The 22,088-nt window shown below is 73.6% G+C and carries 20 protein-coding genes; 9 read left to right on the top strand and 11 right to left on the bottom strand.

Annotated features, from left to right (window positions below):
* The first annotated feature begins 17 nt into the window (after positions 1-17).
* On the top strand, positions 18-431 hold the full coding sequence (locus RKE29_RS08695) for a DUF4307 domain-containing protein (protein ID WP_312004507.1): 414 nt from the start codon (positions 18-20) through the stop codon (positions 429-431).
* Positions 432-599: 168 nt separating this feature from the next.
* Entirely contained in the window at positions 600-1,097 is a 498-nt protein-coding gene (greA, locus tag RKE29_RS08690; RefSeq protein WP_312004506.1) for a transcription elongation factor GreA, read from the top strand.
* A gap of 250 nt (positions 1,098-1,347) precedes the next feature.
* Here the strand turns inward: greA and RKE29_RS08685 are convergent, their stop codons facing one another.
* The 3 genes from RKE29_RS08685 to ilvA form a co-directional block, all read right to left on the bottom strand.
* The gene (locus RKE29_RS08685; RefSeq protein WP_312004505.1) at positions 1,348-2,217 is read right to left on the bottom strand and encodes an ABC transporter permease; all 870 of its coding nucleotides are present in this window, start codon (positions 2,215-2,217) and stop codon (positions 1,348-1,350) included.
* Positions 2,217-3,191, bottom strand: coding sequence for an ATP-binding cassette domain-containing protein (locus tag RKE29_RS08680; RefSeq protein WP_312004504.1), 975 nt, complete (start codon positions 3,189-3,191; stop codon positions 2,217-2,219). The genes RKE29_RS08685 and RKE29_RS08680 overlap by 1 nt, the downstream gene beginning before the upstream one ends.
* 549 nt (positions 3,192-3,740) lie before the next feature.
* A complete protein-coding gene (ilvA, locus tag RKE29_RS08675) occupies positions 3,741-5,000 on the bottom strand; it encodes a threonine ammonia-lyase (RefSeq protein ID WP_312004503.1) in 1,260 nt (419 codons plus the stop codon).
* 147 nt (positions 5,001-5,147) lie between these two features.
* Between ilvA and RKE29_RS08670 the strand changes: the two genes are divergently transcribed.
* Entirely contained in the window at positions 5,148-5,648 is a 501-nt protein-coding gene (locus RKE29_RS08670) for a MarR family transcriptional regulator (RefSeq protein ID WP_312004502.1), read from the top strand.
* A gap of 530 nt (positions 5,649-6,178) precedes the next feature.
* Here the strand turns inward: RKE29_RS08670 and RKE29_RS08665 are convergent.
* Positions 6,179-7,354: a cystathionine gamma-synthase gene (locus tag RKE29_RS08665; RefSeq protein ID WP_312004501.1), complete on the bottom strand. Its 1,176-nt coding sequence runs from the start codon at positions 7,352-7,354 to the stop codon at positions 6,179-6,181.
* A 161-nt stretch (positions 7,355-7,515) separates the two neighbouring features.
* Here RKE29_RS08665 and RKE29_RS08660 point away from each other — a divergent pair, with 161 nt between their 5' ends.
* The 3 genes from RKE29_RS08660 (at position 7,516) to RKE29_RS08650 (ending at position 10,838) form a co-directional block, all read left to right on the top strand.
* A complete protein-coding gene (locus RKE29_RS08660; protein ID WP_312004499.1) occupies positions 7,516-8,613 on the top strand; it encodes a hypothetical protein in 1,098 nt (365 codons plus the stop codon).
* Positions 8,614-8,882: 269 nt separating this feature from the next.
* Positions 8,883-9,551 (top strand): peptide-methionine (S)-S-oxide reductase MsrA, encoded by a 669-nt coding sequence (msrA, locus tag RKE29_RS08655; RefSeq protein ID WP_312004498.1) that lies wholly within the window; start codon positions 8,883-8,885, stop codon positions 9,549-9,551.
* Positions 9,552-9,983: 432 nt separating this feature from the next.
* On the top strand, positions 9,984-10,838 hold the full coding sequence (locus RKE29_RS08650) for a caspase family protein (RefSeq protein WP_312004497.1): 855 nt from the start codon (positions 9,984-9,986) through the stop codon (positions 10,836-10,838).
* Between the two features lie 198 nt (positions 10,839-11,036).
* Here the strand turns inward: RKE29_RS08650 and RKE29_RS08645 are convergent, their stop codons facing one another.
* The 3 genes from RKE29_RS08645 to RKE29_RS08635 form a co-directional block, all read right to left on the bottom strand.
* Complete coding sequence (locus RKE29_RS08645) at positions 11,037-11,759, bottom strand: hypothetical protein (protein ID WP_312004496.1); 723 nt, start codon at positions 11,757-11,759, stop codon at positions 11,037-11,039.
* A gap of 141 nt (positions 11,760-11,900) precedes the next feature.
* Entirely contained in the window at positions 11,901-12,545 is a 645-nt protein-coding gene (locus tag RKE29_RS08640; RefSeq protein ID WP_312004495.1) for a class I SAM-dependent methyltransferase, read from the bottom strand.
* 14 nt (positions 12,546-12,559) lie between these two features.
* Complete coding sequence (locus tag RKE29_RS08635; protein WP_312004515.1) at positions 12,560-13,546, bottom strand: aldo/keto reductase; 987 nt, start codon at positions 13,544-13,546, stop codon at positions 12,560-12,562.
* Positions 13,547-13,606: 60 nt separating this feature from the next.
* On the opposite strand from RKE29_RS08635, the gene RKE29_RS08630 reads away from it, so the two are divergent.
* Positions 13,607-14,107 carry a MerR family transcriptional regulator gene (locus RKE29_RS08630; protein WP_312004494.1) on the top strand — a complete coding sequence of 167 codons (501 nt, stop codon included), beginning with the start codon at positions 13,607-13,609 and terminating at the stop codon, positions 14,105-14,107.
* A gap of 15 nt (positions 14,108-14,122) precedes the next feature.
* Here the strand turns inward: RKE29_RS08630 and RKE29_RS08625 are convergent, their stop codons facing one another.
* The 4 genes from RKE29_RS08625 to RKE29_RS08610 form a co-directional block, all read right to left on the bottom strand.
* A complete protein-coding gene (locus tag RKE29_RS08625) occupies positions 14,123-15,241 on the bottom strand; it encodes a citrate/2-methylcitrate synthase (RefSeq protein WP_312004493.1) in 1,119 nt (372 codons plus the stop codon).
* 59 nt (positions 15,242-15,300) lie between these two features.
* Positions 15,301-16,827 carry an L-lactate permease gene (locus RKE29_RS08620; RefSeq protein WP_312004491.1) on the bottom strand — a complete coding sequence of 509 codons (1,527 nt, stop codon included), beginning with the start codon at positions 16,825-16,827 and terminating at the stop codon, positions 15,301-15,303.
* On the bottom strand, positions 16,827-17,963 hold the full coding sequence (locus tag RKE29_RS08615) for an acyl-CoA dehydrogenase family protein (protein ID WP_312004490.1): 1,137 nt from the start codon (positions 17,961-17,963) through the stop codon (positions 16,827-16,829). The genes RKE29_RS08620 and RKE29_RS08615 overlap by 1 nt, the downstream gene beginning before the upstream one ends.
* A 353-nt stretch (positions 17,964-18,316) precedes the next feature.
* Entirely contained in the window at positions 18,317-18,574 is a 258-nt protein-coding gene (locus RKE29_RS08610; RefSeq protein ID WP_312004489.1) for a hypothetical protein, read from the bottom strand.
* Between the two features lie 235 nt (positions 18,575-18,809).
* Between RKE29_RS08610 and RKE29_RS08605 the strand changes: the two genes are divergently transcribed.
* Both RKE29_RS08605 and RKE29_RS08600 read left to right on the top strand, forming a co-directional pair.
* Positions 18,810-20,237 carry an alkaline phosphatase family protein gene (locus RKE29_RS08605; RefSeq protein WP_312004488.1) on the top strand — a complete coding sequence of 476 codons (1,428 nt, stop codon included), beginning with the start codon at positions 18,810-18,812 and terminating at the stop codon, positions 20,235-20,237.
* 484 nt (positions 20,238-20,721) lie between these two features.
* Positions 20,722-21,936, top strand: coding sequence for a hypothetical protein (locus RKE29_RS08600; protein ID WP_312004487.1), 1,215 nt, complete (start codon positions 20,722-20,724; stop codon positions 21,934-21,936).
* Positions 21,937-22,088 lie beyond the last annotated feature (152 nt).

The raw sequence follows: 22,088 nt of genomic DNA, 5'->3' as shown, positions 1-22,088 counted from the left end.
TATCGGAGGAAGGCATCATGGGCGCCGTGCGCGAGGGGCTGCCGTCCGGGCGTTACGGCCGGGCCACGGACGAGCGCGCGGACCGTACCCTGAAGGTGGTCGGCGCCGTGCTGGGCGCCGGAGCGGTGGCGGTGCTCGGCTGGTTCGGGTTCTCGTACTTCACCAGCCAGGACGTCACCGGCCAGGTGACCGCCTTCCAGGTCGTCTCCGACGACGCCGTCCAGGTCCGCCTGGAGGTCACCAAGGGCGAGAGCGCCACCGGCGTGTGCACGCTGCGGGCGCTGGACGCCGACCACGCCGAGGTGGGCCGCAAGGACGTCACCATCGACCAGCGGCGGGACGACGTCGTGCGGGTGGTGACCGTCCGGACCACGAGCCGGGCCACCGCCGCCGAGCTGGTGGACTGCGAGTCCGCCGACGGCGGCCGTTAACAGCACCCCTACGTGCCGGGACTCCCCGTTTCGTCCCGGAATTGTTAGGCTCGTGGTTTCGCCCCGCTTCGAAGGCGCAACCCTTCCGAGTAGGGCGTTCATTTGTATACCCAGTACGAACCTGGGCAATGATCTGAGCATCGACCCCAGTACCGACGAGGAGCACCCGTGACCCAGACCAGCGCTAACGTCACCTGGCTGACGCAGGAGGCGTACGACCAGTTGAAGGCAGAGCTGGAGTATCTGTCGGGTCCCGCACGTGTCGACATCGCGAAGAAGATCGAGGCGGCGCGGGAGGAAGGTGACCTGCGGGAGAACGGCGGTTACCACGCCGCCAAGGAGGAGCAGGGCAAGCAGGAGCTCCGCGTCCGCCAGCTCACGCAGCTTCTGGAGAACGCGAAGGTGGGCGAGGCCCCGGCCGACACCGGCGTGGTGGCTCCCGGCATGGTGGTCAGCATCGCCTTCGACGGCGACCCGGACGACACGCTGTCCTTCCTGCTCGCCTCCCGGGAGTACGCGAGCGGGGTCATCGAGACCTACTCGCCGCAGTCCCCGCTCGGCTCGGCGGTCAACGGCAAGAAGGTCGACGAGATGGCCGAGTACGAGCTGCCGAACGGCCGGAAGGCGTCGGTGAAGATCCTGGACGCCAAGCCCTACCAGGGCTGAGCGCGGGCCCGTCTCGGCCCCCGGCCGGGAGGGCCGGGGGCCGAGGCCGCGCCGGGCAGCGCCCGGGGGTCGCGCGGCGGGCCAGGGGACGCGGTGCGGCGCGGGACGTCCAGGGCGCGGCGGGGCCGCCTCGCCGGGCGCCCGGAGCCCTGGACCGGCGCGGATGCGCCGCTCGCCGCCGCGCCACCCGCCGCACGGGTCCCGGCGGGCTAGGGCCTGACGCCGCCCAGGCGCCGCCGGGCGGCGGCTGTCAGACGCTCGCCGAGCGGTACTTGCGGACGGCCAGGGTCCGGAAGATCGCGATGATCACGATCGACCAGAGGATCGAGGCCCACACCGGGTGCTGCATGGGCCAGGCGTCCGAGACCAGGCCCTCGGGGTTGCCGTACAGCTCCCGCGCCGCCTGCACGGTGGCGCTGAACGGGTTCCAGTCGGCGACGTGCCCGAGGAAGGCGGGCATCTGGCTGGACGGCACGAAGGCGTTCGATATGAACGTCAGCGGGAACAGCCAGATCAGGCCCCCCGAGGTCGCCGCCTCCGGGCTGCGCACGGACAGGCCGATCAGCGCGCCGATCCAGGAGAAGGCGTAGCCGAGCAGGAGCAGCAGGGCGAAGCCCACGAGCGCCTCCGGTATGCCGTCGTGCACCCGCCAGCCGACGATGACCGCGACGACGGCCAGCACGACGAGGGTCAGCGCCGTCTGCACCAGGTCCGCCAGCGTGCGGCCGGTGAGCACCGCGCCGCGCGACATCGGCAGCGACCGGAAGCGGTCGATCAGGCCCTTGTGCATGTCCTCGGCGATGCCCGCGCCCGCACCCGCCGTGGCGAAGGTGACCGTCTGCGCGAAGATGCCCGCCATCAGGAACTCGCGGTACGCCGAGGCCCCGCCGCCCGACCCCGGCACGGCGATGGCGCCGCCGAAGACGTAGCTGAACAGCACCACGAACATGATCGGCTGGATCAGCCCGAAGATCACGATCTCCGGGATACGCATCATGCGGATGAGGTTGCGCCGGGCCACCACGAGCGAGTCGCGCGCGCCCCGCACCAGGCCCGCCCGTTTCGGCGGGGCCGCGTGATGGTGGCGGGCCACGGGACTGGTCCTCTGGTCGACTGCCATCACTTGGCCTCCTCGTTCCCGTTCGCCGGGGCCGCCTCGGCGCCGTGGCCGGTGAGCGATATGAACACGTCGTCGAGCGTGGGGCGGCGCAGGCCGATGTCGTCGATCTCGATGCCGCGGGTGTCCAGCTCGCGGATGACCTCGGCGAGCAGCCTGGCGCCGCCGGCGACCGGGACGGTCACCTTGCGGATGTGGTCCTGGACGGTGGCCTCGCCCTTGCCCAGGCCCCGCAGCACCTGCACGGCCTCCGGCAGGCGCTCGCGCTCGTGCACCACGACCTCCACGCGCTCGCCGCCCGTCTGCGCCTTGAGCTGGTCGGCCGTGCCGCGGGCGATGACGTGTCCGTGGTCGATGACGCATATGTCGTCGGCGAGGTGGTCGGCCTCCTCCAGATACTGCGTGGTCAGCAGCAGGGTGGTGCCGCCGGCCACCAGCTCCTGGATGACCTCCCACAGCGCCTGCCGGTTGCGCGGGTCGAGACCCGTGGTCGGCTCGTCCATGAACATCACCGGCGGGCTGACCACCAGGGCGGCCGCCAGGTCGAGGCGACGGCGCATACCGCCGGAGTACGTCTTGGTGGTGCGGTCGGCCGCCTCGGTGAGGTTGAAGCGCTCCAGCAGCTCGACCGCGCGGACCTTGGCGGTGCGCGCGCTCATCTGGTAGAGCTGGCCGACCATCTGGAGGTTCTCGCGACCGGTGAGGTATTCGTCCACGGCCGCGAACTGGCCGGACAGGCCGATGGACCTGCGTACCTCGTTGGGATTGCGGACCACGTCGAGGCCGGCGACACGGGCCGTGCCGCCGTCGGGTTTGAGCAGGGTGGTCAGCACCCGGACGGTGGTGGTCTTGCCGGCGCCGTTGGGGCCGAGCAGTCCCAGGACGGTTCCTTGCGGGACGTCGAGGTCGACGCCGTCCAGAGCCCTTACTTCGCCGAAGGTCTTCACCAGGCCCTCGGCATAGATGGCGCCTGGCATATGGCTTCCCCCTAGTTTCGGTGTTCGCGGTTTCTCGGGTCGCTGACGGGCCTGTGGCGGTCAGTGTGCAACGGTGCGGAACGGTGCGCGCGCGCAGAACCGAGGCACGGCCCGCACAGTGTAGCGCAATACGCGATACATCGCGATATAGTTCGTGTGTGGATCCGCGGGGCCGGGCGGGTCGGAAGCGGTCAGGCGGCGTTGTGGACGACGGCGGAGATCAGACGGGCATCAGACGGACAGCGGGCATCAGGCGGGCAACGGACGGGAGGCGGACAGCGGACGGGAGCAGGAAGGAGGAGGAACGGGCAAGGCGGCGGCGCCACGGGGCCGCCCGCCGCCCGCCGCCCACGGCTCGCGCGGCCCTGCGGCCTGCGCGGAACCGTCCGGTGCCGGGTCGGTCGGCGCGGGGCCGGCCGACGCCGGGTCGGTGGCGCGGGATCGGCNGGCCGACGCCGGGTCGGTGGCGCGGGATCGGCGGCGCGGGGATCGGCGGCGCGGGATCGGCAGCGGGGATCGGTGGCGCGGGGATCGGCGGCGCGGGATCGGTCAGGCCAGCACGGTGTAGCCCGCCTCCCTCAGCGCCGCGCCGACCTGGGCGCAGTGCTCCGGCCCCTTGGTCTCCAGGTGCACGTCCACCTCCGCTTCCGTGAGCCCGAGCCGCGGGTCGGTCCGTACGTGGCCCACGTCCAGGACGTTAGCGTCCGCCACTGACAACACCCCCAGCAGTGTCGCCAGCGCCCCGGGCCGGTCGGTCAGCCGCAGCCGCAGGGACAGGTAGCGCCCGGCCGCGACCATGCCCCGGCGCAGCACCCGGTGCATCAGCAGCGGGTCCACGTTTCCCCCGGAGAGCACCGCGACCACGGGGCCCTCGAAGGAGTGCGGCGCCGACAGCAGCGCGGCCACCGGGCTCGCCCCGGCCGGCTCCACCACCAGCTTGGCCCGCTCCAGGCACACCAGGAGCGCGCTGGACAGCTCGTCCTCGGAAACCGTACGGACTTCGTCGACCAGATCGCCAATGATTTTGAAGGGGATGTCCCCGGGCCGGCCCACCCGGATGCCGTCCGCGATGGTGGTGGGCGCGGGAATGGTCACCGGGTGCCCGGCGGCCAGCGACGGGACGTACGCGGCGGAGCCCTCCGCCTGTACGCCCACCACCGTCACGTCCGGCCGCAGCGCCTTCACCGCGACCGCGACGCCCGCCGCGAGCCCGCCCCCGCCGACGCCCACCACCACGGTGCGCACGTCGGGGCACTGCTCCACGATCTCCAGACCCAGCGTGCCCTGCCCGGCGATGACGTCCGGATGGTCGAAGGGGTGGATGAGGACGGCGCCGGTGGCGGCGGCGTGTTCCTGGGCCACCCGCATTGTTTCGTCCACTACCTGTCCCCGAAGCCGCACCTCGGCTCCGTAGTCGCGGGTGGCCGCGATCTTGGGCAGGGGGGCACCTTCCGGCATGAACACGGTCGAACGCACACCCAGCAGCGAGGCCGCCAGGGCCACCCCCTGGGCGTGGTTGCCGGCGCTGGCCGCGACCACGCCCGCGGCCCGCTCGGCCGGGCTCAGACCGGCGATCCGCACATAGCCGCCACGTAGCTTGAAAGAGCCCGTACGCTGCAAGTTCTCACATTTGAGGTACACCGGGGAGCCGACCAGGGCGGACAGGTAGCGGCTGGTCTCGACGGCGGTGACGCGGGCCACCCCGGCCAGGGTCCGGCGCGCCTCGACCACCCTCCGGAGAGTGATCGGAGCGCTCGCGGAAGGGGGCGCGGAGGGGGCTCCTCCCGCCTCGCCGGATCGTCCGGTCATGTCCTCAGTGTCGCAAGTCCGCATCGGAACCAGGGGCCCGGGGCATATGCCAGACGGCAGGTTCGTGCAGCTCCCCCTACCAGAAGGGCCTCAGCCGCGTACTCTGTGCCCCATCCCCAGACCCCGCACGAAGTGAGCTTACAGGCCATGCCCACTCAATCGGACATGATGACTCCGCTTGACGCTCCTGTCCTCGACTCCCTGCAGCACCAGGTCGCCGTCTTCGCCCGGCGTGCGGAACAGACCCGCCTCGGAGGCGTTGGCCAGTCCCGCAACTCCATGGACCGGGCCGCCTACCTGCTCCTCAACCGCCTCGACCAGGAGGGCCCCATGGGGGTCAAGGCCCTGGCCGGTGGCATGGGCATCGACTCCTCCACGGTCACCCGCCAGGTGGCTCCGCTGGTCGACTCCGGCATGGTGAAGCGGACCTCCCATCCGGAGGACGGCCGCGCCGTCGTCCTGCAGCTCTCGCCCCGCGGCAAGGCCCGCCTGGAGGAGGTCCGCTCCTCCCGGCGCGCGCTGATGGCACGGGCGACGGAGGCCTGGAGCGACGAGGAGCGCGACATGTTCTGCGAGCTGCTGACGCGCTTCAACTCGGCGCTGTCCAGCATCCACACCACCCTGCCGCAGCCCACCATGACCTCCTGACGGCTCCTACGGACGCCCCCTTCCGGATGCGCGTCGCCAGGCGGTCCGGCCGCAGCCTGACCGCAAGCGGACCCACGCCCGCATCCTCCCCCGCACCCCCGCGAAGGGCGGCGCGGCGGAGCGACGAGCGACGCGATTCCCCCGCCCGGAGGGGGCCGTACGCGCGCTACGCCGGGGTCATGACACCCGGCGGACGGACGTACGAGCCTCACCTACGGCACCGAATACTCTACGGGACGTAGGGCCGCACGAGGCCGTCCTTGGGACCAACGACCCAGACACCGGCCGACGCGACCATGCGGGGCGCGTCGGCCGAAGGCCGGGCACGACAGCGCCCCGGTCGACACCCCGCGCGGGCGCCCTGCCGCCTGGCGCCGCCGCGCGCTCCCGCACGGGCCCGATCCCGCCCGTACGGCCCCGTACACACGCCCCTAAGGCCCCGTACCACGCGCCCGTACGGCCGGGCCCCGGGGACCGCCGCCCGCCGCCTGTCAGGCCGCGAGGGACCGCGCGTCAGGCCAGCGCCCGCGTCAGGCCAGCGCCCGCGTCAGGTCCGCCAGCAGGTCGTCCACGGCCTCGATGCCCACGGACAGCCGGATCAGGTCGCCCGGGACCTCCAGCGCCGAGCCCGCCGCCGACGCGTGCGTCATCCGTCCCGGGTGCTCGATCAGCGACTCCACGCCGCCCAGCGACTCGCCCAGCGTGAACAGCTCCGCCCGGTCGCACACCGCGACCGCGGCCTCCTCCCCGCCCGCGACGCGGAAGGACACCATGCCGCCGAAGGCGCGCATCTGCTTGGCGGCCACCTCGTGGCCCGGGTGCCCGGGCAGCCCCGGGTAGAAGACCTGCGTCACCTTCGGGTGGGCGGCCAGCAGCTCGGCGACCCGCGTGGCGTTCGCACTGTGCCGGTCCATGCGCACCGCCAGGGTCTTGATGCCGCGCAGCACCAGCCACGCGTCGAACGGGCCGGCGACCGCGCCCATCGCGTTCTGGTGGAAGGCCAGTTCGTCCGCGAGGCCCGCGTCGCCGACGACGAGCGCGCCGCCGATGACGTCCGAGTGGCCGCCCATGTACTTGGTCGTGGAGTGCACGACCACGTCCGCGCCCAGCGCCAGCGGCTGCTGGAGGTAGGGGCTGGCGAAGGTGTTGTCCACCACCAGCCTGGCCCCGGCCGTACGGGCGATGTCGGCCATGGCGGCGATATCGGTGATGCCCAGCAGCGGGTTGCTCGGCGTCTCGACCCACACCAGCTTCGTGCGCGGCCGCAGCGCCGCCCGCACCGCGGCGGCGTCGGAGGTGTCGGCGACCGACCACTCCACGCCCCACCGCTCGGCGACCTTGGAGATCAGGCGGAACGTGCCGCCGTAGGCGTCGTTCGGGATGACCACGTGGTCGCCGGGCACCAGCAGGGTCCGCAGCAGGCAGTCCTCCGCGGCGAGGCCCGAGGCGAACGCGAGCCCGCGGCGGCCGCCCTCCAGCGCGGCCAGGTTCTCCTCCAGGGCGGTGCGGGTGGGGTTTGCCGAGCGGCTGTACTCGTAGCCGCCGCGCAACCCCCCGACGCCGTCCTGCTTGTAGGTGGACACCTGGTAGATCGGCGGGACCACGGCACCGGTGAGCGCGTCCGGCTCCTGCCCGGCGTGGATGGCCAGCGTCTCGAAGCTCTCGAAGCGCCGCGAGGGGTCGTGCTGGGATTCCTGGTCGGTCATGAGGCCGAGGGTAAACCCCCCGGCGGCCCGCCCCGGCCACGACGCTCCCCGCTGACGGCCGGACGCACCTCACAGCGCCTACGCTTGACCTGCGAGCCACGCCGAACCCGGGTGCCCGCACGGGCCCGGCTTCGCCACACATCGTTCACACGGGGACCTCCATGGAACTGCTGCTCTTCCTCTCCGCGCTCGTCATGATCGGCGGACTGCTGGTCGTACCGGCGATCCTGCGGCGGCGCGGCGGCCGGGACGTGACGCTCGGCGGGCTGCACGCGGCGGACCCCGGCGCGTACGGCTTCGTGCCGCGCGAACAGCTCGACGTGCGGCTGCCCGGCCCCGACCGCGAGCTGATCGACGCGCTGGAGGAGGTCGCCCGCACCGGCACCTGGCAGCCCGCCTCCCGGCTGCTCGCCCTCACCGACGCGGAGTCGGAGCTGCGCTGGCAGCGCGTGCAGAGCCTGGCCGGGTCGGCCGTCCACGAGCTGGCGCGCGAGCCCGGCCGGGGCGGCGTGTGGCTGCGCACCTGGCGCGTGGAGGCGCCCAAGGACCCCGGCGGCGCGGCCGTGCACGCCGAGTTCCTGGTGCGGCAGGCGCTGCGCGATCCGGCGTCGCAGGACTTCCGGATGATCCTGGAGGAGGCCCGCACCGTCTGCGGCGAGGCGGCTTTGCTGGCCCCGGGCGACCCGGTCCCGTACGTCGTGGAGCTGGGCGTCGCGCGCGGCATGGGCTACCGGGAGGCCGACTTCCAGGCCCTGTGGACGAAGGTCACCGACCGCGCCCCGCACCACATGGGCGCGCACCTGGCCGCGCTGCACTACTGGAGCGAGAAGTGGCACGGCTCCCAGGACCAGGCCGACGCCTTCGCCCACGCGGCCGCCGCGTCCGCTCCGAAGGGCAGCCTGCTGTCCGCGCTGCCGCTGTTCGCGGTCTACGACCACCTGCCGGACGTCCAGCTCGTGCGCAGCCTGTACCAGAGCGCCGTCATCACGCGCGCGATCGAAGGCGCCCAGTACGCGGCCCGGCACGCCCCCGCCGACCACCCGGTGCTGCCGCACGTGCGGCACCTGCTGGCCTGGTTCCTGGTGCGGGCGGAGCGGTGGGCGGAGGCCCTGGAGCAGCTGCGCCGGGTGGACGGGCACGTGGGGGCGGTGCCGTGGTCGTACGGGACGGATCCGGCGGCCGAGTACGCGGCGTACCGGGCGGTGGCGGTGGCGGGCTGGGAGGCCCAGGGCGGGACGCCGGCGAGCCTGCCGGGGTGAGGCCGCCGGGGGCTCGCCGAGGGTGCACAGGGATCGCCGGGGACCGCCGCCGGGCGAGAGCGGGCCGGTGCCGGGACGGGCCCGGGCCGCTGGCCGCTGGCCGCCGGGGCGGGCCCTCGCTCCCGGGCCCCACTTCCGGGCCCCGGAATTCCCCGCCTTCTGCGGCCGTTGTCTTTTAAACGTGCAATGCCTGCCACGTCCGCTCACGGCGGACCGGCGGGCGCCCCCCGTCCGCCCGTCCGCGCCCCCGGCACCTCTTGGAGCTCCCGATGCTGTTCAGTCGCTACAAGACCCGCCTGCCCTCCCCTGAGGAAGCGCTCAAGGGCCGCCCCGAACCGGCCTTCCCCGTACCCGCGCGGCACACCGTCCTGGGCAACCCGCTGGCCGGCCCGTACCCGGAGCACCTGGCCGTCGCCGACTTCGGCCTGGGCTGCTTCTGGGGCGCCGAGCGGAAGTTCTGGCAGGCCCCCGGAGTGTGGACCACCCTCGTCGGCTACCAGGGCGGCCACACGCCCAACCCGACGTACGAGGAGGTGTGCGGCGGCCTCACCGGCCACACGGAGGCCGTGCGCGTGGTCTACGACCCGTCCGTCACCTCGTACGCGGCCCTGCTGAAGCTGTTCTGGGAGTCCCACGACCCCACCCAGGGCTTCCGCCAGGGCAACGACGTGGGCACGCAGTACCGGTCGGCGGTCTACCCGCACTCCGCGGCGCAGCTGAAGGAGGCCGAGGAGTCGCGCGCCGCGTACCAGGCGGTGCTGAGCGGGGCCGGGTACGGCGAGATCACCACGGAGATCCTGCCCGCCGGGCCGTTCTACCCGGCCGAGGACTACCACCAGCAGTACCTTTCGCGCAACATTAATGGTTACTGCGGTCTCGGGGGGACTGGGGTCTCTTGCCCAGTTGGGGTCGTGGCAACTGACGACCACTCAGGGTGAAGATCACCCGTGCCTGGCAAGCCGGACGCTCAGCAGAACCATCACAGAGCAGTACGGCGCCGACATGGGTCTGACCAGCGAGGATGCCGGGGAGGTCGCCGCTGGCATGCGCGCCAAGTCGGAAGACTTCGCGGCGTCGGGGAACCGGATCTACCTGCCGATCGAACGGACATCATCCGCTTGGCGGAGCGTGCGCGCGCAAGAAGCGGTTAAGCATGCTTGCGCAGCCGGGGAAACCCGCCGGGGACGGCCTGGTCCGCCGGCCGACGGGACCCGTGGACGGACCGTTCCCCTCCTCTCGAAAGCGCAGGGCCTGTCGAAAGCGCGGCCGACGCCGCGGGCGTCCCGTGCGAAGGTCCGCGTGACGTCCTCCGCCAGGCGGCTGCCAGGACCCAAGAGGCACCCAGCGGTGCGCACGTCAAGGAGTACGGGATGTCGCGAGGCGTATCCATCCACATCGGCATGAACGAGATCGACGCCAGCAAGTACGGCACGAAAGGCCAGCTCAAGAACTGCGAGAACGACGCCAAGGCCATGGCGGCGCTCGCCGAGTCGGCCGGCTTCTCGGTCGGTCCGGTCCTGCTCAGCAGGGAGGCGACGCGGCAGACGGTGACCGACGCGCTGAAGCGGGCCGCCGCGGACCTGTCCGCGGGCGACATGCTGCTGCTGACCTACGCCGGGCACGGCTCGCAGGTGCCCGACAAGAACGGTGACGAGCCGGACGCCAAGGACGAGACCTGGGTGCTCTACGACCGGCAGTACGTCGACGACGAGCTGTACCAGGCGTACTCGAAGTTCGACAAGGACGTGCGCATCCTCATCCTCTCCGACAGCTGCCACAGCGGGACGGTCGCCCGGGAGCTGCCCCTGCTCATCGACGACTCGGAGCTGGAGCGGACGTTCGACACCAGCGACCCGAGCGACGTACGGGAGCGGGTCAGAGCCCTGCCCAGCGAGGCCCAGCTGTACAACTACGAGCGGGACCAGGAGGTGTACGACGGCATCCAGCGGGATCTGCCCGCGGGCGACCAGCAGGAGCTGAGCGCCGACATCATGCTGATCTCCGGGTGCCAGGACAACCAGACCTCCAGCGACGGCAGCGGCGTCAACGGCCTGTTCACCGAGACGCTGCTCAAGACCTGGAGGAACGGCGGCTTCCAGGGCACGTACAAGACCCTCTACCGCCAGATCGTCGACCAGATGCCGCCCTACCAGACCCCCAACCTGTACCGGGTCGGAGCCACCAACGGGGACGCCTTCGCCGACCAGCGGCCCTTCACCGTCTGAACCCGCCCCTCGCGCCGGGCCCGCCGTGCCGCGGCCCGCGACCACGGTGGCGAACCGGCGCCCGGCCGGTGCGCCTCTGCCCCGGCCCGGGCGGCGGTGCGCCCGCGGGTGTTCCCGGGGCAGACTCCCGAAGGACGCCTTCGTGTCCGTGGTGACGACGGCGCGGGCCGTGCCGGCGGTGTGCGCCGTGCCGTGGTGTCAGTCCCGGTCGGCGTCCCAGTTGAGGCCGAGCAGCCCGGCGTGGCTGTTCAGCAGAGCGACCACGGCGGCGGTCACCCGCGGGTCCCACCAGTCCCAGCCGGAGTCGTCCGGCACCTGCAACCGGTAGCCCCCACTGGCGCTCCGCGCATCCAGCACCTGCCTGCCCCCGGCGCGCCAGACGACCCGGCGCGGCATGCGCGGAACATCGCCGTCGCCCCCGCCGAGAAGAGCGCCGACTATGCACAGGGCGGCGACGGCGAACCACACGGGCGACAGCAGCCACCAGGCGCACCACCAGCCGATCCGCCCCTTGTAGCCGACAGCCGGCGGCTGGCCGACCGGCTGGACGGTCCAGCGGGCCCGCACCCCGCCGCCCCGCAGGGCCGGCCGTCGGGTGACGACCGCCAGCGGCTCCCCCGCCGGACTCACGACCTGGTACACGGCGCCGTCCTTCGCCGTCTGCTCCGTGGTGACGTGCGCGTACACCTGCCGGCGGTCAGGGTCGGCCCAGAGGGTGAACGCACGGGCGCCGCTCTTGCGCGCGGCCTTGTACTCCTTCACCCCGCCACCGGGCGGGAGCTGCCGCTCGGGATAGGCGATGACCTTCTCGTTCAGCCGCTCTTCCCGGGTCGTCCCGGAATCGCTGATCCGCCAGGGAACCCCTTCCTGCTCCTGCTTACGGTCTTTGAGGTCCCTACGAAGCAGCAACGCCCGTGCCATGGCCCGTCCTTTCCGTTCCACCCCCCATCCGCTGGGAGCGACAGACTCTACGGGGCGGCCTGCCGCGCGGGCAGGCCGGGCCACCCGAACGCCCGGTGGCCCGGCCGGGGCGGCGGGCCGACCGGAGCGGACGGCGGCCGGTCAGCCTTCGCGGGGGTCCGAAGGGTCCGACGCGGTCAGCGCCAGGCGGGTGAACACCGCGACCGGGGACCAGGGGGTACGGACCGGGGTCCGCGACGTGCGGGTGGAGGCGAAGGCCGGCTGGCGGCCCAGGGCGGCCAGGGCCTGCGTCAGCGGCGCGAACCGGAAGTCGTACACCAGCAGGCTGCCGCCCGGGCGCAGCACCCGGGCCAGCTCCGCGGCGGCCGCGTCGACGGCCGGCCAGTGGTGCATGCTCAGGGTCGTCACCACCAGGTCGACGCCGCCGACGCCGTACGGGAGCGCCGCCACGTCGGCGGTCTGCAAGGCGAGGCGGCCGGACAGGCCGCGCTCGGTGGCGGCCTGCCGCGCGACGGCGATCATGTCGGCGGACACGTCGACGCCTTCCAGGACCAGGTCGTCCCGGCGGGCGGCGACCTCGTGCAGGAGGCGTCCGGGGCCGGTGCCCACGTCGAGCACCACCCCGGCCCGCGGCGCGACGGCGGCGACGTCGTCGGCCACCCGCCGGTACAGGCCCCGCAGGGTCCGCCGGGCGAGCCGGTCGTAGGACCTGCTGCGCCGCTGGTCGAAGTCGCCGCCGTGGCGGTGGACGGTGGCGTGCAGGCGGGCGTTGACTCTCTCGTTCACCAGTGCCTCCTCGGTCAGCGGCCCACGAGGGCCAGGGCGTGCCGCGGGTAGCGCTCGCCGGCCACGGCGGACGGCGGCACCGCGTCCGAGAGCCTGGCGAGCTGCCCGGGGGTGAGCCGCAGGTCGCGGGCGGCGGCGTTGTCGGCGAGGTGCGCGGCGCTGCGGGTGCCGGGGATGGCGACGACGTCCGGGCCCTGGGCGAGCACCCAGGCCAGCGCCGCCTGGGCGGGCGGGCGGCCGATCTCGGCGGCGACCTGGCGTACGGCGTCGGCCAGCGCGAGGTTGTGCGGCAGGTTGCCGGCGGAGAAGCGGGGCAGGTGCGCGCGCTGGTCGCCGTCGGTCAGCGCGCACGAGCCGCTGAGCAGGCCGCGGCCGATCGGCGAGTAGGCGACGAGGGCCACGCCCAGTTCGCGGCAGGTGGCCAGCAGCTCGCCCTCGGCCACGTCGCGTGTGAACAGCGAGTACTCCACCTGTACCGCCGCGATGGGGTGGACGGCGTGCGCGGCGCGCAGGGTCGCCGGGCTGACCTCCGACAGGCCGAGCCGGCGTACCTTCCCGGCGGCGACGAGGCCGGCCATCGCCCCGACCGTCTCCTCGATCGGCACGCGCGGGTCGCGTCGGTGGGCGTAGTACAGGTCGACGGTGTCGACGCCGAGCCGGTGCAGGGAGGCGTCGCAGGCACGGACCGCCCAGTCCGGGGAGGTGTCGATGACGGCGGAGGGGCTGCCGGGGGCGCCGCGCAGGCCGAACTTCGTCGCCAGCACCACCTCGTCCCGGCGGGCCCGTACCACCTCCCCGACCAGTTCCTCGTTGTGGCCCAGGCCGTACGCGTCGGCCGTGTCGAAGTGGTCCACGCCGAGGTCCAGGGCGTGGTGGAGGGTGCGCAGGGCCTCCGCGCGGTCCGCGGGCCCGTAGGCGTGGCTCAGGCTCATGCAGCCCAGGCCGATCGCGGACACCTCGGGTCCCCGCTCGCCGAGGCGGCGGCGTGCGCTGTCGGTCATCATCACGGTGCTCCGTCCGGTCGCTTGACAACACCTCGGACTCTGCAAGTTCATGTCGGCATGAAGTCAAGCGAGGACCTGTCCATCGGGGAGCTGGCGGCGCGGTTCGGGCTGGCCACGCACGTGCTGCGGCACTGGGAGGACGTGGGTCTGCTGGCGCCGCCGCGGCGCGGCAACGGCCGGCGCCGCTACGGCCGGCAGGACCTGGCCCGCGTCGCGGTCATCCTGCTCGGCAAGGAGGCGGGGCTCAGCCTGGAGCAGATGCGGCTGCTGCTGGACGGGCCCGCCGACCGCGACGCGCGGCGCGCGCTCTACCGGGAGCACTGCGACGAACTCCGGCGCCGCATCGCCGGCGCCCAGGCGTCCTTGGCGCTCGTCGAGCACGCCATGGAGTGCGGCGCCGACGACTTCACCCGGTGTCCCGACTTCCAGGCGAAGGTCGCCGCGCGGGTGCCGGACCGCTCGGCGGGGGTCCGGGGCGGGCCTGGGGCCGGGGCGGCTGGGGCGGGGGGCTCGGTCGGGGCTGGGGCCGGGGCCGCTGGGGCGGCGCGGGGCCGGTGACCCGCGCCGCCCCCGTCACGTCGGCAGCTCCCGCGGCGGCTGCGGCCCGGCGTACCGCGCGCCCGGGGTGATCGGGCGGCGGCCGGTGTCGGCCTGTTCGGCCACGTGCGCGCACCAGCCGACCACCCGGCCGCAGGCGAAGGTCGCCGTGAGCAGGTCGGGGGGCAGGCCGCACAGGGTCTGCACGACGGCCGCGTAGAACTCGACGTTGCTGTGCAGGGTCCGGCCGGGCCTCAGCTCCGCGTACAGCTCCGGGACCCGCCGCTCGACCGCCAGCGCCAGCTCGGCCAGGTCGCCGCCGAGCCGGGTGGCCACCTCGCGCAGCAGGCGGGTGCGGGGGTCCTCGCCCGCGTAGACGGCGTGGCCGAAGCCGGGCACCCGGCCGCCGCCCGCCATGCGGTCGCGCAGCCAGGCGTCGGCGCGGTCGGGGGTGCCGATGGCGGTGAGGGTGTCCAGGACGCGGCCGGGGGCGCCGCCGTGCAGGGGGCCGCCGAGGGCGGCGAGCGCGCCCGCGACGGCCGCGGCCAGGTCGGTGCCGGTGGAGGCGACGACCCGCGCGGCGTACGCGCACACGCTCAGCCCGTGGTCCATGACCGCGACCAGGTAGCGCTCCAGCGCGCGGGCGTGCTCGCCGGAGGGTTCGGTGCCGGTGAGCATGTACAGGTAGTTGGCCGCCGTGCCCAGGTCGTCGCGGGGCGGCACGACGGGCTCGCCGCGGCTCAGGCGGTGCAGCGCCGCGACGGCGGTGGGCAGCACGGCCGTCAGGGCCAGGCCCTCGCGGCGGCGGACGTCGGGGGCGGTGTCCAGCAGCGGGCGCAGGGCCAGGGCGGGGGCGAGCAGCGGCAGGGCGGCGCGCAGGCCGTCGTGGGGGGCGACGCCGGTGGCGGCGATCCGCTCCAGGGCGGGTTCGAGGCCGGGGGGCAGGCGGCGGGCGGGGCGGGTGGCGTCGGCGAAGGCGGCGGCGTGCTCCTTGTCCGGCAGGTCTCCGACGGCCAGCAGGTGCCACACGTCCTCGTACGAGCGCTCCGCGGCCAGCTCGGACGCCGAGTAGCCGCGGTAGTGGTAGTAGCCTTCCGCGCCGTTGACACCGCCGATGGTGGTCTGCGGGGCGGCTTCGGCGGGTGCGGGGGGCATGTTCTCCTCCGTGCAAGTGAGCCAGGTGGGGCGTTTTGCGGGTGGATGGGTTTGCGGGTTCAGGTGATCCAGAGCTGGGCCGTCGTCGCCAGCGCCGTCACCGCGACCAGCAGGGCGGCGTCTGGCAGGTTGCGTCGTATGAGGCGGGACTCCTCGCCCTGCTTGCCGATCGCGGAGAGGCCGACGAGGAGGTTGACCGGCGCGAGCGTGTTGCCGATCGTGGCGCCCGCGCCCTGCCCGGCCAGCAGGACCGTCTCCCGTACGCCGAGGTGGCCGGCCGCGGCGGCCTGGAACGGGCCGAACAGGGCGTTGGCCGCGGTGTTGTTGCCGATGATCAGCGTGCCCGCGGCGGCGACCAGCGGGACCAGCGGCAGGTAGGCGCCGTCCAGCAGGCCGGCGAGGCTTTCGGCCAGCGCGGAGACCATGCCGGACTCCACCATCAGCGCCGCCAGCACGGTCAGCCCGGGCACGGACAGCACGGACGGCAGGGCCCGCCTGCCGGTGGTGCGCAGCGCGAGGCGGGCGGCCTTGCCGTCCAGGGCGCCGGTGCGCCAGTAGTACGCGCCGGCCACGGCGACGGCCAGGGCGAGGAAGGTCAGCGGGTGGCGGACGAGCACGAGCGGGGTGTATTCGGACACCGCCGCGTTGAGGTGGTGGAATCCCGCCGTCGTGGCCGGGAAGGACGGGCCCACCGACACCGCCTCGCCCAGCCGGTGCACCCACGGCAGGCTGGCGACGACGATGAGGGCGCCGAGCGTGGCGTACGGCAGGGCGGCCCGCAGGGTGCGGCCCGGGTCGGCCCGGCCGCCGCGCCGCCAGGCGAGCGCGGCGCACACGGCCATGCCCGACAGGCCCGCGGCGAACGAGCTGAGGGCGGGCTGGACCGCGGCGCACCCGACGGACACCGCGGTCATCACCGCCGCCACCGCCACCATGAGCCCGGCGGTGGCGCGCCGCTGTGCACGCGGCACATGCCGCAAGACGAGCAAGGTGGCGCACAGGCAGTTCGCGCCCAGCACCACGGCCGTGCGGACCGCGAGTTCGGTGGCGTGGGCGTGCGGCAGGCCGGAGGTGGCCAGCAGCACGAAGTACGGCGAGCCCAGGGAGCCGAAGGCGACGCCCCAGTTGTAGCCGATGCTGATCGCGGCGACGGCGGCCACCGGGTCCATGCCGCCGCGTACGAGCAGCGGCGCGGCCAGCGCGATCGGGATGCCGAACCCGGCCACGCCCTGGAGCGCGATGGGGAACGCCACGCCGAGGAGGACGAGCCGGAGGCCCTGGTCAGGGGCCAGCCGGCTCAGCTCCTCGCCGAGCGCGTCGACCGCGCCGGCCCGCTCGCACAGGCCGTACAGCAGCAGCGCCGGGACGATGATCGCCAGCACCCAGCAGCCGGTCCACAGGCCCTTGCCGAGGGCCACGCCCAGACCCTTCGCGGACAGGTGGTACGGCCCGGCGGCGACGGCCGCCGCGGGCACCACGGCCGCCCAGGTCGCGTACGCCAGCTTCAGCCGGACGCGCAGGACCAGGACGCCCAGCAGGACCGGCGGACCGATCGCCGCGAGCAGTTCCGGCCACGCGGGTCGCACTAGCGGACCGCCGTGCGCATCAATTCCCGGCCGGCGGCCGCGAGAAGGGCGTCGTGCACGCCGTCGGCGTAGGTGAAGCCGCGCACGTCGCGCAGGGTCTTGCTGACGTGCGTGTGGCGCTGGAAGACCTCGGCGCCGGCCAGCGGCATCAGGTCGGACACGACGGTGTGGGCGGTGTCCACGCCGTGCGCCTTGATCGCGGCGGACCAGGCGTGGGTGGCCGGGGAGGCCTGCGCGTTGCGGGCCGCGCCGGCCAGGCCCGCGAGGAGGGCGGACTGGAGGGCGACGTGGGCGCGGCCCAGGCGCTCCAGGGCCCCGTCGCGGGGGCGGCTGATCCGGCCGTCGTCCACCCGGTCGCGTATGCCCTGGACCACGTGGTCGAACACCCAGGCGGCGCCGCCGAGGGCGACCATGGCGACCATGGGCCGGTAGTAGTCGAAGTGACTGCGGAAGATCCACCCGGCGTCCTCGCCGAAGCCGGGCAGGACGGCGGTGGGCGGCACGGCGACGTCGTCGAAGTCGAGCTGGCCCCAGGACCAGCCCGCCAGGCCGGTCGGGGTGAGCCGGGTGCGCAGCAGGCCGGGCGTGTCGGCGGGGACCAGCACGGCCCGCAGCGCGTCGGTGTCCTCCTCGCGGGCGAACACGACGAAGACGGACGCCTCCTCGATGCGGCTGATAAAACGTTTCGTCCCCGTGATGCGCAGGCCGTCGGGCGCCCGGCGCACGACCGTGTGCGGCCGCCGGACGTTGGTGCCGCCCCTCGGCTCGGTGGCGGCGATGCCCACCAGGCCCCCGGCGAGCATCACCGGGACCCACTCGGCGCGCTGCCGGTCGCTGCCGTGCTTGACGATGAGGTGGCCGTGCCCGGCGTGGGCGCTGTCACGCAGGTCCACGTCGTAGTAGCCGCACAGGAACTGCACCAGCGCCTGCGCGAGCGGGGACGCGCCCCGGCCGCCGTGCTCGGCCGGGATGTCGATGCCGCCGAGACCGCGCTCGGCGAGCCGCTTCTTGACGGACTTCAGGTCGGTGATCACACCGGAGTCGTCCCGGGAGAGCGTGGGGACGATGTCGGCGAGGGCCCGCTCGGCGGCCTCGACAATCTCCCATTCGCTCTCGCGCAGCCTGGCCACGCTCATCTCCCGGACCGGGTCCAGCCAGGAGAGGGCGGAATTTTCGTGGGTCTGGGGAACCGCTTCAGCGAAACTGACCGAAGGAATCAACGGATCATCCTTAATTCTTGCGTGCCAGTGCGAACCATCACCTGATCGAGGCTACAACGCCAAGGGTCGGTAAAGTCAAATTAAAAGCACGTTAAATCCAGGTCCAGTGCGGACCGGGCCGACCCCCACGCCGACCCCAAAGCTAACCCATCGACAGACAAAATCTCAGGGTTGTAAAACCTTTCATTGAGCGACATACCACTACATAACGGACAGTGGCCAGCGACACATTTCCCGACGGGGCGCCAGAGGTTTGCGGTGACACCCAGTCAACCCTTGGCAAAGCGACCGCCATGTCCGCGATACAGGTGCCATGCAAGCATGCTCTGTGAAAACAGGGGCTTAGCGGAGAATTTCGGACATACTGTCTTTATCGTTTCAATGTCCTCCATCAAAGCACCGCGATCGCTCGCCGTCCATTTTCCATTACCGCAGGTAATAATTGCGTACGAACAAAAAGGCGACGCCGCGTCACCGACCGCTCGGCCGCCTGCCCGGGCTTCGCCAGGTATTGATGTGCCGTTCACGCGAGTCCCCTCCTCCGCGTCGCCGGGCCCGCGCCACAGTCGTCTGCGGTCCGATCGCGCCTCCTGCGGCGTGAAGCGCGCTGCGCGCACGCGCGGCGCAGCACGCGCGGCGCAGCACGCGCGGCGCAGCACGCGCGGCGCACGAAGCACGCACCTCGGCGCACCCGCACCTCGGCGCGCAGAAAGCACAGGAAGCACAGGGAAGCACAGGGAAGCACAGGAAGTAGGGACATCCATGTCCGATCTGACCCGGCGTAGGCTCCTCGGCTCCTCGGCGGGCGCGCTCGGCGGGGCGGCGGCGCTGGCGCTGCTGCCCGCGAGCGTGCGGAACGCGATCGCGTCGGGCCCGCCGCGCCACGGCTCGCTGGACGACATCGAGCACGTCGTGCTGCTGATGCAGGAGAATCGTTCCTTCGACCACTACTTCGGCACCCTCAAGGGCGTGCGCGGCTTCGCCGACCCGGACGCGCTGACGCTGTCCACCGGCCGGTCCGTCTTCTACCAGCCGGACGAGGTCAACCCCGAGGGCTACCTGCTGCCGTTCCACCTGGACACGCGCACCACCAGCGCCCAGGCCATCCCCTCCACCAGCCACGCCTGGTCGGTGCAGCACGAGGCGTGGAACGGCGGCAGGATGGACCGCTGGCTGCCCGCCCACCGCAAGGCCGACGGCGTCAACGGCCCGTACGTCATGGGCTACTACACCCGCGAGGACATACCCTTCCAGTTCGCGCTGGCCGAGGCGTTCACCGTCTGCGACAACTACTTCTGCTCGGTCTTCGGGCCCACCTGGCCCAACCGCCTGTACTGGATGACCGGCACCATCGACCCCTCCGGCACCAGGGGCGGCCCGATCCTCAACAACAGGGCGCCCAAGCCCTACCGGTGGACCACCTACGCCGAGCGGCTTCAGGCGGCGGGCGTGAGCTGGAAGGTCTACCAGCAGGACGACAACTACGGCACCAACATGCTGTCGCAGTTCGCGCAGTTCCAGCAGGCCAGGCCCGGCGACCCGCTGCACGACCGGGGTCTGGTGGCCCAGCCGGAGGGGACCTTCGAGGACGACGCCCGCAACGACCGGCTGCCGGCCGTGTCCTGGATCCTGCCGACCAGCTACCAGTCCGAGCACCCCGACTACCTGCCCGCGGCCGGCGCGGACTTCGTGGCCTCCAAGATCGAGGCGATCGCCGCCAACCCCACGGTGTGGCGCAAGACGGCCTTCATCCTCAACTACGACGAGAACGACGGCCTGTTCGACCACGTGCCGCCGCCGGTCCCGAAGGCGGGCACGCCCGACGAGTTCGTCAAGGGCCTGCCCATCGGCGCGGGCTTCCGGGTGCCGTGCATCATCGTCTCGCCGTGGACGGTGGGCGGCTGGGCGGCCGGCGAGGCGTTCGACCACACGTCGGTGCTGCGGTTCCTGGAGCGGTTCACCGGGGTCGAGGAGCCGAACATCAGCCAGTGGCGCCGCCGTACGTTCGGCGACCTGACCTCCGCGTTCGGCTTCACGCACGCCGCGCCGCGGCCGCCGCGGCTGCCGCACGACACCGCCGAGCAGCTGCGGAAGGCCAAGGAGGAGGTCGCGACCCTGCCGAAGCCGACCCTGCCGGCCGCCGACCAGAGCCCGCCCACGCAGGAGTGCGGCCGGCGCCCGCGCCGCTGAGGCGGGGCGGGGCACGAGTCCGGGGCCGGGGCCGAGCCGGGGCCGCGGGCGACGCGGGTCCCGGCCCCGGGGCCGCCCGGTGCCCGCGTGCGGTGCCGCCCCCGTCGCGGCACCGCACGCGGGCACTCGGCGCGTACCACCTGCTGAAGGGATGCTGACGCTCCGCGGCGCTCCTGTCCCGCCGCAGTCCGCTCAGCGGACCGGCCGCCACCCGCCCGGCGGACCGCGCGCCACCCGCCCAGCGGGCCAGGCGCCCCGGGAAACCCGGCCGACCGGGCTCCCGGGAGCCTGGTCGGCCGGGACCGGAGCGGCCCGGATGTTCACGCTTCCTTCACACACGAACTGCCGCTTCCCTACAACGGCCGGGCGGCCCGGGTGGTCTGACCCGGTGTGGGGCGAGCCGCGCGGCCCGGCCGCGGCGACGCGCGAGGACGCCGTGCCGCTCCCCCCACGGCCGAGCCGCTCTATGTCCAGGGGGACCCCGATGTCAGTTCGCACCGGTCACACGTCAGCGGCGCTGCGCGCCTCGATCCTCGCCGTCGTTCTCGCCGTCGGCACCCCGGCCGTCGCCCTGGCGGCGCCCGCGCAGGCGGCGTCGGCCACGACCGCCCAGCCCTCTCCGGCCGCCGGTTCCTCCCAGGCGGCCGGTTCCGCCGAGGCCGCCGCCGAGTCGCCGTACGTGTTCGCCGACCTCGCCGTCAGCACGTACGGCCTCGACTACAACCAGCGCAAGCTGACCCTGACCGGTCGGCTGACCCGCCACGCCCCGGACGGCGGCCCCGACGTCCCGGTCGCGGGCGAGCGCGTCGACATCGCGCAGAACTGGCTCAACGACACCGGGGACCCGGGCCAGGACGACAACGTCTACTCGCTGCTCGGCACGGTGACCACCGGCGCCGACGGCCGCTTCCGCCTGGAACAGGTGGAGATCAGACACCGGGACCTGACCTCCGACATGCCCGACCTCGGCGACTTCACCGTCCGCGTCCTCGCGGCCCACCGCCTCGACCCCCGCGGCCCCGCCGACCCGTCGAACTGGGAGGCCGTGACGCGCTACGGCGACATCGGCGCCACTCCCGCCAAGGCCCGCCTGACCACGCGCTTCACCAAGGGACCCGCCACCCGCACCGGGCGCGACGTGGAGGTGGAGGGCACCTTCCAGCGCAAGGACGGCTCGATCTGGCGCCCGGTCAAGGGCATCGGGATCAGCGTGCAGTACGTCGCGGAGGGCGGCGGCCGGGAGATCAGCCACCAGCTACGGACGGACGGCGACGGCACCTTCTCCGACACCGTGCGCGTGCCGGCCGACGGCGACATCACCGTGGGCTCGCGGTGGGAGGCCGACCCCTTCCTCGACATCTCGGGCGACGCCGTCCAAGGCGTGCCCGTCGGCATCCCGGACCCGCTGGAGCTGCACTCCGGCCCGTACGCCATGAGCCGCGGCGGCGTCGTCACCGGCTCCGTCACCCTGACCGGCTCGGGAGACTGCGACGTGGTCGGGCAGCGGACGGCCCTCCAGTGGTCGGCGGACGGGCGCACCGGGTGGCGGCAGGTGGCGTACGTGCGCGCCGACGCGAGAGGCGCGGGGAAGACCTCGGTCAGCGGCGCGCGTGAGGGCTACTACCGCTGGTTCCACGCGGCGACCGACACCTGCGCGCAGGACATCGGCTACACGAAGCGGCTGCGCCGAGCCCGCTGACGGCGCGGGCGGACGGCGGGGGGCGGGCTCTGGGCGTCGGGCGCGCCCGGCTTCGGCCGGCCCGGGCCCGTACGCCCCGGGCTGTACGCCCCGGGGCCCGTACGCGCGGGGCGGCCGGGGCCCGCGACGGCCTACGCGGCGTCCGCCCCGCC

The organism is Streptomyces sp. B1866 (assembly GCF_031932565.1).
Lineage (GTDB): Bacteria > Actinomycetota > Actinomycetes > Streptomycetales > Streptomycetaceae > Streptomyces.
The sequence above is the reverse complement of the archived record's forward strand: the minus strand, read 5'-3'. Positions and strand labels throughout refer to the sequence as shown.